At 68.6% G+C, this 14,190-nt stretch carries 10 protein-coding genes and 1 pseudogene; 7 read left to right on the top strand and 4 right to left on the bottom strand.

Translation table 11 applies throughout. From position 1 onward, the window contains the following. Positions 1-4: 4 nt before the first annotated feature. On the bottom strand, positions 5-898 hold the full coding sequence (locus MJQ72_RS16030; protein WP_240599907.1) for an SRPBCC domain-containing protein: 894 nt from the start codon (positions 896-898) through the stop codon (positions 5-7). Beyond that, the gene (locus tag MJQ72_RS16025) at positions 885-1,442 is read right to left on the bottom strand and encodes a helix-turn-helix domain-containing protein (RefSeq protein WP_240599906.1); all 558 of its coding nucleotides are present in this window, start codon (positions 1,440-1,442) and stop codon (positions 885-887) included. The genes MJQ72_RS16030 and MJQ72_RS16025 overlap by 14 nt, the downstream gene beginning before the upstream one ends. 84 nt (positions 1,443-1,526) lie before the next feature. On the opposite strand from MJQ72_RS16025, the gene MJQ72_RS16020 reads away from it, so the two are divergent. The 3 genes from MJQ72_RS16020 (at position 1,527) to MJQ72_RS16010 (ending at position 5,477) form a co-directional block, all read left to right on the top strand. Further along, entirely contained in the window at positions 1,527-2,603 is a 1,077-nt protein-coding gene (locus tag MJQ72_RS16020) for a sensor histidine kinase (RefSeq protein WP_240599905.1), read from the top strand. After that, the gene (locus MJQ72_RS16015; RefSeq protein ID WP_037341177.1) at positions 2,600-3,268 is read left to right on the top strand and encodes a response regulator transcription factor; all 669 of its coding nucleotides are present in this window, start codon (positions 2,600-2,602) and stop codon (positions 3,266-3,268) included. Before MJQ72_RS16020 ends, MJQ72_RS16015 begins: the two co-directional genes overlap by 4 nt. A 109-nt stretch (positions 3,269-3,377) precedes the next feature. Continuing rightward, positions 3,378-5,477, top strand: coding sequence for an MMPL family transporter (locus MJQ72_RS16010; protein ID WP_240599904.1), 2,100 nt, complete (start codon positions 3,378-3,380; stop codon positions 5,475-5,477). A 68-nt stretch (positions 5,478-5,545) separates the two neighbouring features. Here the strand turns inward: MJQ72_RS16010 and MJQ72_RS16005 are convergent, their stop codons facing one another. Together MJQ72_RS16005 and MJQ72_RS16000 are read right to left on the bottom strand one after the other, a co-directional pair. Next, positions 5,546-7,717, bottom strand: a complete 2,172-nt coding sequence (locus MJQ72_RS16005; RefSeq protein ID WP_240599903.1) for a 3-hydroxyacyl-CoA dehydrogenase NAD-binding domain-containing protein — start codon at positions 7,715-7,717, stop codon at positions 5,546-5,548. A 10-nt stretch (positions 7,718-7,727) separates the two neighbouring features. After that, the gene (locus MJQ72_RS16000; protein WP_240599902.1) at positions 7,728-8,939 is read right to left on the bottom strand and encodes an acetyl-CoA C-acetyltransferase; all 1,212 of its coding nucleotides are present in this window, start codon (positions 8,937-8,939) and stop codon (positions 7,728-7,730) included. A 145-nt stretch (positions 8,940-9,084) separates the two neighbouring features. Here MJQ72_RS16000 and MJQ72_RS15995 point away from each other — a divergent pair, with 145 nt between their 5' ends. The 4 genes and pseudogenes from MJQ72_RS15995 (at position 9,085) to MJQ72_RS15980 (ending at position 14,166) form a co-directional block, all read left to right on the top strand. Next, the gene (locus tag MJQ72_RS15995) at positions 9,085-10,272 is read left to right on the top strand and encodes a TetR/AcrR family transcriptional regulator (protein ID WP_240599901.1); all 1,188 of its coding nucleotides are present in this window, start codon (positions 9,085-9,087) and stop codon (positions 10,270-10,272) included. Positions 10,273-10,310: 38 nt separating this feature from the next. Continuing rightward, positions 10,311-11,534 (top strand): low temperature requirement protein A, encoded by a 1,224-nt coding sequence (locus MJQ72_RS15990; protein ID WP_240599900.1) that lies wholly within the window; start codon positions 10,311-10,313, stop codon positions 11,532-11,534. 110 nt (positions 11,535-11,644) lie between these two features. Then, complete coding sequence (locus tag MJQ72_RS15985) at positions 11,645-12,940, top strand: acyl-CoA dehydrogenase family protein (protein WP_240599899.1); 1,296 nt, start codon at positions 11,645-11,647, stop codon at positions 12,938-12,940. Between the two features lie 18 nt (positions 12,941-12,958). Continuing rightward, positions 12,959-14,166 (top strand): annotated as a pseudogene (locus MJQ72_RS15980) (acyl-CoA dehydrogenase family protein). The last annotated feature ends 24 nt before the right edge of the window (positions 14,167-14,190 follow it).

The following is a 14,190-nucleotide window of genomic DNA, read 5'->3' as shown; positions in this document are numbered from 1 at the left end:
CCTCCTACTTTCCTTCCAGGGTGATGAGTCCTTCGGGCATTCCTTCCAGGCGGACGTCGGCCCACAGCGGAAGCCACGGGTCGATCTCGTGGAACCTGCGCAGTTCCGCCAAACCACTGAGCCAGCCCATCCACGAACCGTAGGGCGGCTTCTCCTCGGAAAATCCACTTTGGACGAACGTCAGCTTCGTGCCGCCCTCGGAATCCTCGAGTTCCCAGGAGGCGACGACACCGTCCTGATAGGCGAGCGTCATCTTCGAGCCGGGCACCAGATCGACGATCTTCGCCGGATCCGGGTCGATCTCCAATGACCCCATCGCCCAGCGGCCGCCGACCTCGGTCTCCGCCTCGATCCGGGCGCCGAACCAGCGCGTGAACACGGCGGGATCGGCGATCGAGGAATACACCTCACCTCGCGGCGCGTCGATGCGCACTTCCTCGCTCATGAGCGGGGAGGTGAGGTCGCAGCGGGCGGTGAGCGGCCGTCCTTCGACGTGGTCGGCCAGGTTCGCGATGGACAGCGCCCAGTACGTGTACATCATGCCGAGCGCCGAATCCGAATCGGCCAGCATCGCGGTGTAATCCGGCAGACCGCTCTGGCTGAACGACAGGGACGTCCCGTCCCCGTCCTCCGACAGCGCGATCTCGACGACGGTCTCCGTGCCGCCGACGGTCCACGCGAACCGCAGGACGTTGCCCTCGGCCAGCAACAGCCGCTGGCGCGGACGATCGCCATCCGGTGTGTAGCGCCCCCAGAACTCGTACCGGGACGGCAGGTCGACTTCCGCGTACTCGGCGAGCCACTCGCACAGCGCCCCGGGATCGGTCAGCGCGTGCCAGACCTCGTCGATCGGCGCGCGCAGGCGCACCTGGAACCTCGTCGGTTCAGTCACGGGCATCTCCCTTCGGGTAACAGGCCACGGCGAGTTTGAAGGCGTCGCCTTCCGCTCCGCCGTAGCGGGTGAACAGATCCTGCAAAGTCGTCTTCAGTTCGTCGAGGAACTCCTGGCGCCGCTCGGGCTCCACCCGGATCTCGCCGGAAACGCCGATCGACGGCAGCTCCGGCGCGGTCCTGTCGAGCGCGGCGACGTCCGCCTGGACCTCCTCCATGAGGTCCACCAGGTACCCCAGGCTCAGCTCGTCCCGCGCCGCCCGCGGGCCGAGCCGTCCGACCAGCCCGGGTGACAGCCAGTACGAACGGGCGGTCGCCTGGTACACGCCCTCACTGACGGCGCGCACCTTCCGCTCCGACACCTGCTTCACGAGACCGGCTTCCACCAGTCGTTTCACGTGGTAGTAGACCCGCTGCGGAGTCTGCTCCAGCACCGTCGCCACCTCGGTGCACGACCGCGGCTCCGCCAGCTGCCGCAGGACATCCACCCGCTGCGGCTTGAGCAACGCCTCCGCCTGCTCCAGCCGATCGAGGTACTCCACATCCTTCACGGCGCCACACCCTTGATCACAAAAATGAGTTTGAACGTAAAAATCCATTTTGTCAATCGGCTCGGATCGCGCTACTCTCGTCGTGTGGCGATCCTGCGGCGGTACGCGGCGGAAATCGCGGTCACCGTGGCGGTGATCGCGGGTTCCGTCGTGGTCTCGCTCGGAGCCGGCGCGGAGACACCGCGCAACGCGGCCGTCGGCTGGGTCTGCGTGGTCCTCGCCTGCGCGGCGTTGTTCCTGCGCCGCCGGTACCCGCTCCCCGTCGCGATCTTCACCGCGGCCTGCTGCGCGGTCTACTACCCGCAGACCGATCCGGACGGCTTCGTCCTGCTCGCGTTCGCCTTCGCGCTGTACAACAACGCCTCGACCGGGCGGATCCGGAGCGCGGCAGTCGTCGCGGCGGCCTCGATGGGCGGCGTCGCGATCGGCGAAGCCGCGGCCGGCGCGTCACGTCAGGTGGACAACTTCGCGTTCCTGCTGATGGCGGGCTGGTTCCTCGCGCTGGTCGCGGTCGGCGCCGTGACGTACTACCGCCGAGAGGCCGAGCGCACCAAGGAGGCCGAAGCGCGGCGAAGGGCCACCGACGAGCGCCTCCGGATCGCACGCGAACTGCACGACGTCCTCGGCCACAACCTGGCGCTCATCAACGTCCAGGCGGGCGCGGCCCTGCACGGCAAGGATCCGGCGAAAGCCGAGGAGGCGCTGACCACGATCAAACAGACCAGCAAGGAGGCGTTGCGCGAACTCCGCGCCACACTGGGGATGCTGCGGCAGGCGGACACACCGAGCCTGGCACGGGTCGCCGAACTGGCCGAGTCGGCGGGCGCGCACGGGCTGACCGTCCGGACCGAGATCGACGGCACGGCGACGGAGCTGCCGCCCGACGTCGAACACGCCGCCTTCCGTGTCGTCCAGGAGGCGTTGACCAACGTCGCACGCCACGCCGCCGCGAACACCGTCGTGGTGCGGATCGGCTACACACCCCATGATGTGTCCGTGCAGATCGACGACGACGGCCGGGGAGGCGCGGCGGAGCCCGGCAACGGGATCCGCGGCATGACCGAACGGGCCGAGGCGCTCGGTGGCGAACTCGTCGCGGCCGCGCGCGAGGACGGCGGCTTCCGGGTGCGCGCCCGGCTTCCCTTGCGGGTGAAGAAATGATCCGGGTCCTGCTGGTCGACGATCAACGGCTGGTCCGCGCCGGCTTCAAATCCATTTTGGACAGTGAGGACGACATCAGTGTGGTCGCCGAGGCGGCCGACGGGCGTGAGTCCCTCGAAGCCGCGCGCGAACACGAACCCGACGTCGTCCTGATGGACATCCGGATGCCGGTGATGGACGGGCTCACCGCGACCCGGCATCTGCTCGGCGACCCGGCGCGGGCCGGGACCAAGGTCGTCATCCTCACCACCTTCGACCTCGACGAGGACGTCTACGGCGCGTTGCGCGCGGGTGCCAGTGGGTTCCTCGTCAAGGACACCGAACCGGAGGAACTGATCCACGGTGTCCGCGTGGTCGCCAGGGGCGACGCGTTGCTCGCGCCGTCGATCACGCGCCGCCTGATCTCCGAGTTCGCCGGCCGGGTGGACCGGCCGGCCCCCTCGCCCACCCTGAACCGGCTCACCGAGCGGGAACGCGAGGTGATGAGCCTCGTCGCGGCAGGCCTGTCCAACGACGAGATCGCGAAGGAACTCGTGCTCAGCCCGGCGACGGCGAAGACGCACGTCAGCCGGATCATGACCAAGGTGGACGTCCGTGACCGCGCGCAGCTCGTCGTGCTGGCCTATGAATCGGGCATGGTCACCCCGCGCTGGTTGACCCCGTGACCACAACCCCGGTAGTACGGGAAGCGCCTTAGGGGTACCCAGAAGTTGCGGCCCGAGTGCCCGCCCGGGCCCGACGCTATGCGGCTGGGAAAAGCCGATGCTTTCCGCCATGGACACCATCACTCTTTCCGAGAGGCGGCCTGGGGGCGGTCTCTCGAAGCTGGCGGGCTGGTCTCAGCGCCACCGCTGGCTCGCCGTTTCGCTCTGGCTGCTCACCCTCGTCGGTGTCACGCTGGGCTCGCAGCTGGCGGGCAGCGCCTATCACGACGACCATTCCTTGCCGGGCACCGAATCCCAGCAGATCATGGACCTCTTCCAAGCGCAGGCTCCCGCACAGACCGGCGCGACGGCCGAGATCGTCTTCAAGACCGAGAGCGGGCTCGCGACCGCACGCGGACCGATCGACACGATGCTCGCCGAAGTACGGAACCAGCCACACGTGAAATCGGTGACGAGTCCTTTCGACACCCCGTCCGCCATCTCGCGTGAGGGCACGATCGGTTACGCGGCGGTCGCTTTCGACCTGGAATCGAAAGATCTGCCCTACGACGACATCGTGCGTGTCGTCGACACCGCGAAGAAGGCGGAGACCGCCGGGCTCCAGGTCGAACTCGGAGGCGAGCCGATCAAGCGGACCAGCGGGGGCGGCGGCCCGTCGGAGGGTGTCGGCTTGCTCGCCGCGCTGGTGATCCTCGTCTTCCTGTTCCGCTCGATCCTCGCCGCCGGGCTCCCGGTGATCACGGCGATCTTCGCCGTCGGCAGCACGCTCGGCGTCATCGTGCTCGTCAGCAGGTTCGTCGACATCGCCAGTTACACGGCGCCGTTGATGATGCTGGTCGGGTTCGGCGTCGGCGTGGACTACGCGCTGCTCATCTTTTCCCGCTATCGCGGCGAAATCCTCGGTGGTCTCGACCGCGAGCAGGCGGCGCGGCGAGCGCTGGACACCGCGGGCCGGTCGGTGCTGTTCGCCGGTGGCACGGTGATCATCGCGTTGCTCGGCCTGCTCGCGCTCGGCCTCGGATCGCTGCGCGGGGTCGCTCTCGCAGTCGCGCTGACCGTGCTCGTGACGATGCTCGCCTCGATCACCCTGCTTCCCGCGCTGCTTTCGCTTTTCGGGCGCCGCCTGGAAAAGGGCATCCGCAAGCATGCCGCGAAACGCGAACACGGCAAGGCCTGGGGCAAGCTCGGGGACGCGGTGCAACGGCGGCCGATCGTGCCGCTCGCGATCGGGCTGCTCGTCCTCATCGGGCTTTCCTTGCCCGCGCTGGGCATGCGCCTCGGATTCGCCGACGCGGGCACGGACCCGGAGGCGTCGACCACCCGGCAGGCCTACGACCTGATGGCGGAGGGTTTCGGCCCCGGGTTCAGCGAGCCGTTGATCGTGGTCACCGAGAACGGCGATGGTGCCGCGCTGCAACGGAAACTCGAAGCCACACCAGGGATCGCGGAGGTGACACCGCCGATGGGCCAGGGTGTCACGACGGTTCTCGCCTTCCCCGCGTCTTCGCCGCAGGACGCCGCGACCGCTGAACTCGTCGAGCGGCTGCGGACCGAGGTTCTGCCGGGGCTGCCGGGCAAGTACCTGGTCGGCGGGAGTGTCGCGGCGGCGGTGGACTTCGCGGACGCCGTCGGAGACCGGTTGCCGCTGTTCGTGCTGGTGGTCGTCGGCCTGTCGGCGTTGCTGCTGATGGTCGTCTTCCGCTCGATCCTGATCCCGCTCAAGGCGGCGGTGCTGAACCTGCTGAGCATCGGCGCCGCGCTCGGCGTGATGACAGCGGTGTTCGGCGACGGCCTGTTCGGGGCACAGGCGGGACCGATCGAGGCGTTCGTGCCGGTGCTGATCTTCGCGATCGTGTTCGGGCTTTCCATGGACTACGAGGTGTTCCTGGTGTCCCGGATGCACGAGGAGTGGCGGCGCACCGGCGACGCACGCCACGCGGTCCGCGAAGGACTCGCCTCCACCGGCGGGGTGATCACGGCCGCGGCGGCGATCATGATCGTGGTGTTCGGGGCGTTCCTGCTCAACCCCGACCGGATGCTGGCGCAGTTCGGGCTCGGGCTGGCGGTCGCGGTGCTGGTGGACGCGTTCGTGATCCGCTGTCTCGTGGTGCCCGCGGTGATGCGGCTGCTCGGGGCACGCGCCTGGTGGCTGCCGCAGTGGCTGGACCGGCGGCTGCCGCACGTGGCGCTGGAACCGTCGTCGCGCTAGGCCCCGGATGACAGGAAAGGCCCCTTCATCGCGAATTTTGCGATGAAGGGGCCTTTCCTGGCACGTGCTTACTCGTAGATCTCGCCCTTCGCGGCCTTCTCGACCAGCGAAGCGGGCGGGGTGAAGTGGTCGCCGTAGCGCTCCGCCAGCTCACGGGCCCGGTCGACGAAGCCCTGCAGGCCACCCTCGTACTGGTTGATGTACTGGATGACACCGCCGGTCCACGCCGGGAAGCCGATGCCGAAGATCGAGCCGATGTTGGCGTCGGCGACGGTGGTGAGCACGCCTTCGTCGAAGCACTTCACGGTCTCGAGCGCCTCGGCGAACAGCATGCGCTCCTTGAGGTCCTCGAACGGGACCTCGGCGCTGCCCGACTTGAACGCGTCGCGCAGACCCGGCCAGAGACCGGTCCGCTTGCCCGACTCGTCGTAGTCGTAGAAGCCCGAGCCGGTGGAACGGCCCTTGCGGTCGAACTCCTCCACCATCCGGTCGATGACGCCCTCGGACGCGTGCGCGTTCCAGGTACCGCCGGCGGCCTCGATCGCTTCGCGGGTCTCCTTGCGGATCTTGCGCGGCAGCGTCAGGGTCAGTTCGTCCATCAGCTGCAGCGGCGGGGCCGGGTACCCGGCCTGCGAACCGGCCTGCTCGATCGACGCCGGCTCGACACCCTCGCCCAGCGCGGCGACGGCCTCGTTCAGGAACGTGCCGATGACGCGCGAGGTGAAGAAACCGCGGCTGTCGTTGACGACGATCGGGGTCTTCTTGATCTGCAGGGTGTAGTCGAAGACCTTCGCCAGCGTGGCGGGCGAGGTCTTCTCACCGCAGATGATCTCGACCAGCGGCATCTTGTCCACCGGCGAGAAGAAGTGGATCCCGATGAAGTCCTCGGTCCGCTGGACGCCCTCGGCGAGCGCGGTGATCGGCAGCGTGGAGGTGTTGGAGCCGAGCACGGCGTCGGGGTTGACGATGCCCTCGATCTCCTGGAACACCTTGTGCTTCAGCTCGACGCTCTCGAAGACGGCCTCGATCACGAAGTCGACGCCGGCGAAGTCCTCCGCCTTGTCGGTCGGCTTGATCTTGGCGAGCAGCGCGTCGGACTTCTCCTGCGTGGTCTTGCCGCGGGAGAGAGCCTTCTCCTCCAGCTTGACCGCGTAGCCCTTGCCCTTTTCGGCGCCTTCGAGGGTGACGTCCTTGAGCACGACGTCGATACCGGCCTTCGCCGAGACGTACGCGATCGCGGCGCCCATCATGCCCGCGCCGACGACGCCGACCTTCTTGGCGGTGTACTTCTCGAAGCCGTCCGGACGCGAGCCGCCGGAGTTGATGCTCTGCAGGTCGAAGAAGAACGCCTTCGTCATGTTCTTCGAGACCTGGCCGGTGGCGAGGCTGATGAAGTAGCGGGTCTCGACGGTGATCGCGGTGTCGAAGTCAACCTGCGAACCCTCGATCGCCGCGGCCAGGATCGCCCGCGGGGCAGGCATGTTGGCGCCCTTGATCTGCTTGCGCAGGTTCGCCGGGAACGCGGGCAGGTTCGCCGCGAAGCTCGGGTTCGACGGGGTGCCACCCGGGATCTTGTAGCCCTTGACGTCCCACGGCTGCACGCCGCCCTCGGGGTTGGCCTTGATCCACGCCTTCGCGGCCGGGACCAGTTCCTCGACGGTGCCGACGAGCTCGTGCACGAGGCCGAGTTCCTTGGCCTTGGCCGGGCGGTGCCGCTGGCCCTGCAGCAGCACGTTCAGCAGCGCGCTCTGGATGCCCAGCAGGCGTACGGTGCGGACCACGCCACCGCCGCCGGGGAGCAGGCCGAGGGTGACCTCGGGGAGGCCGATCTGGCTGCCCTTGACGTCGGCGGCGATGCGGTAGTGCGTCGCGAGCGCGAGTTCGAGGCCGCCGCCGAGCGCGGCGCCGTTGATGGCGGCCACGACCGGCTTGCCGAGCTGCTCGAGCCGTCGCATCTGGCCCTTCATCAGGGAGCTGCTCTGGGTGATCTCGGCGGCGTGCTCCGGCTTGGCCTGGATCAGGTCGTTGAGGTCGCCGCCGGCGAAGAAGGTCTTCTTGGCCGAGGTGAGGACGACACCGGTGATGTTGTCCTTCTCCGCCTCCAGGCGGTCGACGACGACGCCGAGCGACTCGCGGAAGTCGGCGTTCATCGTGTTGGCGGACTGCTTCGGGTCGTCCAGGGTGAGCACGACGATGCCGTCGGCGTCCTGCTCCCAGCGGATGGTCTTCGCTTCAGTCATTGTCTCTTCCTCAGACCCGCTCGATGATGGTCGCGACGCCCATGCCGCCGCCGATGCACAGGGTGACCAGGGCGCGGCGCGCCTGACGGCGCTCCAGCTCGTCGACGACGGTGCCGACCAGCATCGCGCCGGTGGCGCCCAGCGGGTGCCCCATCGCGATGGCGCCGCCGTTGACGTTGACCTTCTCCTCGTCGAGGTGCAGGTCCTTGATCCACTTGAGGACGACCGAGGCGAAGGCCTCGTTCAGCTCCCACAGGTCGATGTCGTCCGGGGTGAGACCGGCGATCTTGAGGACCTTCTCGGTGGCCGGGGTCGGGCCGGTGAGCATGATCGTGGGCTCGGAGCCGACGGTCGCGGTCGCCACGATGCGGGCGCGCGGGGTCAGGCCGAAGTCCTTGCCGATCTGCTCGTTGCCGACCAGGACGACGGCGGCGCCGTCGACGATGCCGGACGAGTTGCCGCCGGTGTGGACGTGGTCGATCTTCTCGACCGAGTGGTACTTCTGCAGCGCGACGGCGTCGAAGCCGCCCAGCTCGCCGATGCCGGCGAAGGCGGGCTTGAGCTTGCCAAGGCCCTCGATGGTGCTACCCGGGCGACGGTGCTCGTCGTGGTCGAGGATCGTGACGCCGTTGATGTCCTTCACCGGGACGACGGACTTCGCGAAGTAGCCGCCGGACCAGGCCGCTTCGGCCTTCTCCTGCGAACGCACGGCCCACGCGTCGACGTCCTCGCGGGAGAAGCCCTCGATGGTCGCGATCAGGTCGGCGCCGGTGCCCTGCGGGACGATGTAGTTGTCGTACGCGGTGGCCGGGTCCATGAACAGCGCGCCGCCGTCGGAGCCCATCGGCACGCGCGACATCGACTCGACGCCGCCGGCGATGATCAGCTGGTCCCAGCCGGAACGCACCTTCTGCGCGGCGGTGTTGGTGGCTTCGAGGCCGGAGGCGCAGAAGCGGTTCAGCTGCACACCGGCGACGGACTCGGGAAGGCCCGCGTTCAAGGCGGCGGTGCGCGCGATCACGGCGCCCTGCTCGCCGACCGGGGACACGACGCCGAGGACGATGTCGTCGATCACGGCGGGGTCGAGGTTCGGGTGCCGGACCTTCAGTTCTTCGATGAGGCCGACCACGAGATCGACCGGCTTGGTGCCGTGGAGGGCACCGCCCTTGTTCTTGCCGCGAGGCGTACGGATCGCCTCGTAGATGTAGGCCTCGCTACTCACAGAAAAACTCCTCCGCGTACGGCGCTGTAACAGGATGAAACGTACCGGCCAGTAGTCATGCTAATGCCGATTAACATAAACCGCGATAACCCCATGGTGTCAATGGGTTGCGATGCACGCAACCGGCGCTATCGTGTGTTCACCTATGGATCACCCGACCGAGCGTTCAGCCCGACCGCGCGACCGCAAGGCCCAGCTGGCAGGCCTCGCCGCGGAGCTCTTTCGCGCCCGCGGGTTCCACGGCGTCGGCATCAACGACATCGCCGCCGCGGCCGGGATCACCGGGCCCGCGCTGTACCGGCATTTCGCGGACAAGCAGGCCGTGCTGTCCTACGTCGTGCTGTCCGGCATCGACGACATGGAGGCGGCCACCACCGAGACGCTCGCCGACGGTCTCCCCGTTCCCGCCCAGGTCAACGCCCTCTTGGGCACCCTCGCCGCGCAGGCGGTGGAGCGGCGTGAGGTCGCCGCGCTGTGGCGCTGGGAGGGCAGGCATCTGCCCCGGGAGGAACGGCGTGAGATCCGCCGCCGGTCCGGCGCGGTACTCGAAGCGTGGTCCAAGGCGCTGCGCGCGTTGCGTCCGGAACTGACCGCCGACGACGCCGAGCTGCTGTGCTGGGCCGGGCTGAGCGTCTTCGGCAGCGTCTCCGTGCATCACACGTCCGTGGCGAAGAAACGCTTCGCGCAGATCCTCGTGCAGCTGGCGGAGTCGGTGCTGCATGTCACACTCCCCGAACCCGAGGAGACGCCGGAGGAGACGCCGTCGATGGCGCTCGGCGAGCCGTCCCGGCGCGAGCAGATCCTCGCCGCCGCGACCGAGCTGTTCGGGCAACGCGGCTTCCGCTCGGTGAGCATGGAGGAGATCGGCGCGGCCGCCGGGATCGCCGGGCCGAGCGTGTACCGGCACTTCCCCAGCAAGGCCGCGCTGATGGTGGCGATCGGGCATCGAGCGGCCGACCGGCTGGCGCTCGCCGCGGAACGCGCGTTGCGGACCGACGACGAACGCGACGCGCTCCGCAGGCTGGCGGCGTCCTATGTGCACACCCTGCTGCGCACGCCCGAGCTGCTGGTGTCCTTCTCCGGCAGTCCCATGGAGCTGCCGGAACGCGACAAGGCGGACCTGATCCGGGTCCAGCGTGACTACGTCGCGCGCTGGATCGCGCTGACCTCGGAAGTCCACCCGGAACTGAGCCTGCGCGAAGTGAAGATCACCGTGCACGCGGCGCTGACCATCGCGAACGACCTCGCCCGCACCCGGCGCGTCAACGGCCGCCCGAACTTCGAGGCCGAGCTGACCGCGCTGACACACGCCGTCCTGAAAGTCAGCTCTTAGCAAACTCGCGTGTCCCGCGAAGGCAGGCGGTGCACGATATGCGCGTGCCCACGAAACGCGGCCTGCATCTGGTGACCCGGGACGAAGACCACAAGGTCACCACGCTGGAACTCTTCTTCGACCTGGTCTTCGTCTACGCCATCACCCAGACCACTCAGCTGATGGCCGATCACCTCACCCCGCTCGGCATCGGGCGGGGCGTCGCGATGATCGCCGTGCTGTGGTGGTGCTGGTGCGCCTACGCCTGGCTGGCCAACACCCTGCACGTCGACCGCGGCATCGCCCAGCTCGCGATGTTCGCCGCGATGGGGACGATGTTCCTGGTCTCGCTGACCATCCCGGAGGCGTTCACCGACCTGCCCGGCGGCCTGTACGCGCCGCTGATGTTCGTCGGCTGCTACTTCCTCGTGCGGCTGCTGCATCTCACCGCGTACTTCGGCGCCGCACGGACCGATCCGGAGCTGCGCAAGGTCGTCCTGAAGATGTTCGTCGGGCTGCTGCCGAGCGTGGCGTTGCTGACCGTCGCGGCCTTCTTCTCGGGCTGGGTGCAGCTCGGCATCTGGGCCGTCGCGCTGCTGGCCGACTACGTCAACGTCTTCCGGACCCGCTCCTCGGACTGGCGGCTGCACCAGCCCGGCCACTTCGCCGAGCGATTCGGGCTGATCGTGATCATCGCGCTCGGCGAGTCGATCGTGGCGATCGGCATCGGGATCAGCTCGTATCCGATGTCCTGGCCGATCACGCTGGCCGCCGTCTTCGGGCTCACGCTCGCTTCGGCGATGTGGTGGATGTACTTCGCCGTCGTCGCGCACGTTTCCGAGCGCAACCTGAAACGCGCCGAGGGCGTCGAGCGGGTGCAGATCGGGACGGACACCTACACGTTCCTGCACCTCCCGCTCATCGCCGGGATCGTGCTCGTGGCGCTGGGGCTGAAGAAGACGCTGCTGTACGTGTCCGACACCGAGCACCACTCGCTCGCCGACGGTCTGCACGGGACGCCGATCTGGGCGCTCACCGGCGGGCTCGCGCTCTATCTGATCGCGTTGAGCGGGCTGCGGCGGCGGAACCTGGGCTCGTGGAACCCGCAACGGCTGGTGCTCGCGGCGGTCCTGCTGGCGGCGACGCCGTTGCTGGAACTGGTGCCGGCGATCGTGCTGGTCGGTGTCGTGGCGGTGGCGGCGGTGGCGCTGGTGCTGTTCGAGAGGCGCAAGCTCGTGAGTAATCCTGGACTCCTCCACCCTCGGAATCACTCATCGGCGTGACGTTCGCCTCCCCCGTGGTAGCGCATCCGCCCGAGGGGAGTTAACCTACTCACGAGTAGGTAAGCGAGGCAGGGAGACTCACCGTGGGTGCGCCTAGGAAACGAGACGCGATGGGCCTTGGCCTGTCCGCGCTCACCCGGCTGGCCGGGAGCAAGGTCATTGAACGGGCCGGACTTCGGAAGCCCGTGCAGAACCTGGTCAGTGCCGGGACGCGCAACGGCTTCCGGGTCGCGGGCGCGGCGGGACGGACCTTCAAATCCGCACAGAAGCTCGGCAAACCCGCGCGGCTCGCGCCTGCCGAGGACACCGGACTGTTCGACCTCACCCCGAGTGAGGATCAGCAGCTCATCGTCGAGACCGTGACGGAGTTCGCGGCCGAGCAGCTGCGGCCCGCCGCGGCCGACGCCGACGCGAAGCTCCATGCCCCCGAGGGCCTGCTGAGCCGCGCCGCGGAACTCGGCATCACGCTCGTCGGCATCCCCGAGGAGCTGGGCGGCGTCGGCACCGAGCGGTCGGTGGTCACGAACGCGCTGGTCGCCGAGGCCCTCGCGCACGGCGACCTGGGGCTCGCGGTCGCGGTGCTCGCGCCGTCCGCGGTCAGCACCGCGCTGGTGTCCTACGGCGACGAGCAGCAGCAGGCGGACTACCTGCCCGCGTTCGTCGGCGAGAACGTCCCGGCCGCGGCGCTCGCGCTGCAGGAGCGCACCGCGCTGTTCGACCCGTTCAAGCCGGCCACCAAGGCCCGCCGCACGCCGAAGGGCTACCAGCTCGACGGCGTGAAGTCGCTGGTCCCGCGCGCGGCGGACGCCGAGCTGTTCATCGTGTCGGCCGACCTCGAAGGACGCGGACCGGCGCTGTTCCTCGTCGAGTCTTCGAACTCCGGCGTCACCATCGAGTCCGAACCGGCGATGGGCCTGCGCGGCGCGGCGACCGGGAAACTGCACCTGGAGAAGGTCGCCCTGCCCGCCGGAGCGCTGCTCGGCGGCGGCAAGGCCGAGGTCTTCACCGAGGTCGTCCGGCTCTCGCGCCTCGGCTGGGCCGCGCTGGCCGCCGGTACCGCGAAGGCCGTCCTCGACTACGTGGTGCCGTATGTCAACGAGCGCAAGGCGTTCGGCGAACCGGTGAGCCACCGGCAGGCCGTCGCGTTCTCGGTGGCCGACATCGCCATCGAACTGGAAGGACTGCGGCTGGTCGCGCTCCGCGCCGCCGCCCGCGCCGAACAGGGCAAGCCGTACGCCCGCGAGGTCGCGCTGGCCCGGAAACTGGCCGCCGACAAGGGAATGCAGATCGGCAGCGCCGGGGTGCAGCTGCTCGGCGGGCACGGGTTCGTCAAGGAGCACCCGGTCGAACGCTGGTACCGCGACCTCCGCGCGATCGGCGTCATGGAAGGCGCCGTCCTTCTCTAGGACTTTCGAAAGGCAATCATGATCAACCTTGAGGTTCCGAAGAAGGCCGGCACCCTGATCAACCAGGCGTACCAGGCCGCGGCCGAGGTGTTCCGGCCGATCTCGCGCAAGTACGACCGCGCCGAGCACACCTACCCGGCCGAACTCGACATGTTCGCCGCGCTGCTGGACGGGCTGAACTCCTCCGGCGAGGGCGGCGCGGGCGCGGCGGGGGTCCGCCGGTCCGAGAAGAACGAGAAACCGGGCAACCGCAACGGTTCCAACCTCAACATCGTGCTCGGCACGATCGAGATGTGCTGGGGCGACGTCGGTCTGCTGCTGTCCATGCCGCGCCAAGGGCTCGGCAACGCCGCCATCGGCTCGGTCGCCACCGACGAGCAGCTCAAGAAGTTCTCCGGGCTGTGGGCCGCGATGGCGATCACCGAACCGGACTGCGGGTCGGACTCCGCCGCGATCACCGCGACCGCGCGCCTCGACGGCGACGAGTACGTGATCAACGGCGAGAAGATCTTCGTGACCGCGGGCGAACGCGCCGACGCCGTCGTCGTCTGGGCCACCCTGGACAAGACGAAGGGCCGCGCGGCGATCAAGTCGTTCGTCGTCGAGAAGGGCACGCCCGGCTTCGAGGTGGTGCGCGTCGAGCACAAGCTCGGCATCCGCGCCTCCGACACCGCCGTGCTGCGCTTCGAAAACGTCCGTGTGCCCAAGGAGAATCTCCTCGGTACGCCGGAGATCGACACCGCCAAGGGTTTCGCGGGGTCATGCAGACCTTCGACAACACCCGTCCGCTGGTCGCCGCGATGGCCATCGGTGTCGCCCGCGCGGCACTGGAAGAGACGCGGAAGATCCTCACCGACGCCGGCGTGACCATCGACTACGACAAGCCCGTCCACAGCCAGCACGCCGCGGCCGCGACGTTCCTGCAGCTGGAGGCCGACTACGAAGCGGCGTACCTGCTGACCATGGAATCGGCGTGGATGGCCGACAACCGCAAGCCGAACTCGCTGCAGGCCTCGATGGCCAAGGCGAAGGCGGGCCGGTCGGTCGTCGAGATCACGCTGAAATGCGTCGAGCTGGCCGGAACCTTGGGCTACACCGAGGAATCGCTGCTGGAGAAGTGGAGCCGGGACGCGAAGATCCTGGACATCTTCGAAGGCACGCAACAGATCCAGCAGCTGATCGTGGCGCGCCGGATCCTCGGCAAGACGAGCGCGGAACTCAAGTAAGCACTGGGCCTCGTGAGTGGCAAG

Source organism: Amycolatopsis sp. EV170708-02-1 (assembly GCF_022479115.1).
Taxonomy (GTDB): Bacteria; Actinomycetota; Actinomycetes; order Mycobacteriales; family Pseudonocardiaceae; genus Amycolatopsis.
Note: the sequence above shows the minus strand (reverse complement) of the source record. Positions and strands in the feature narration are given on the sequence as shown.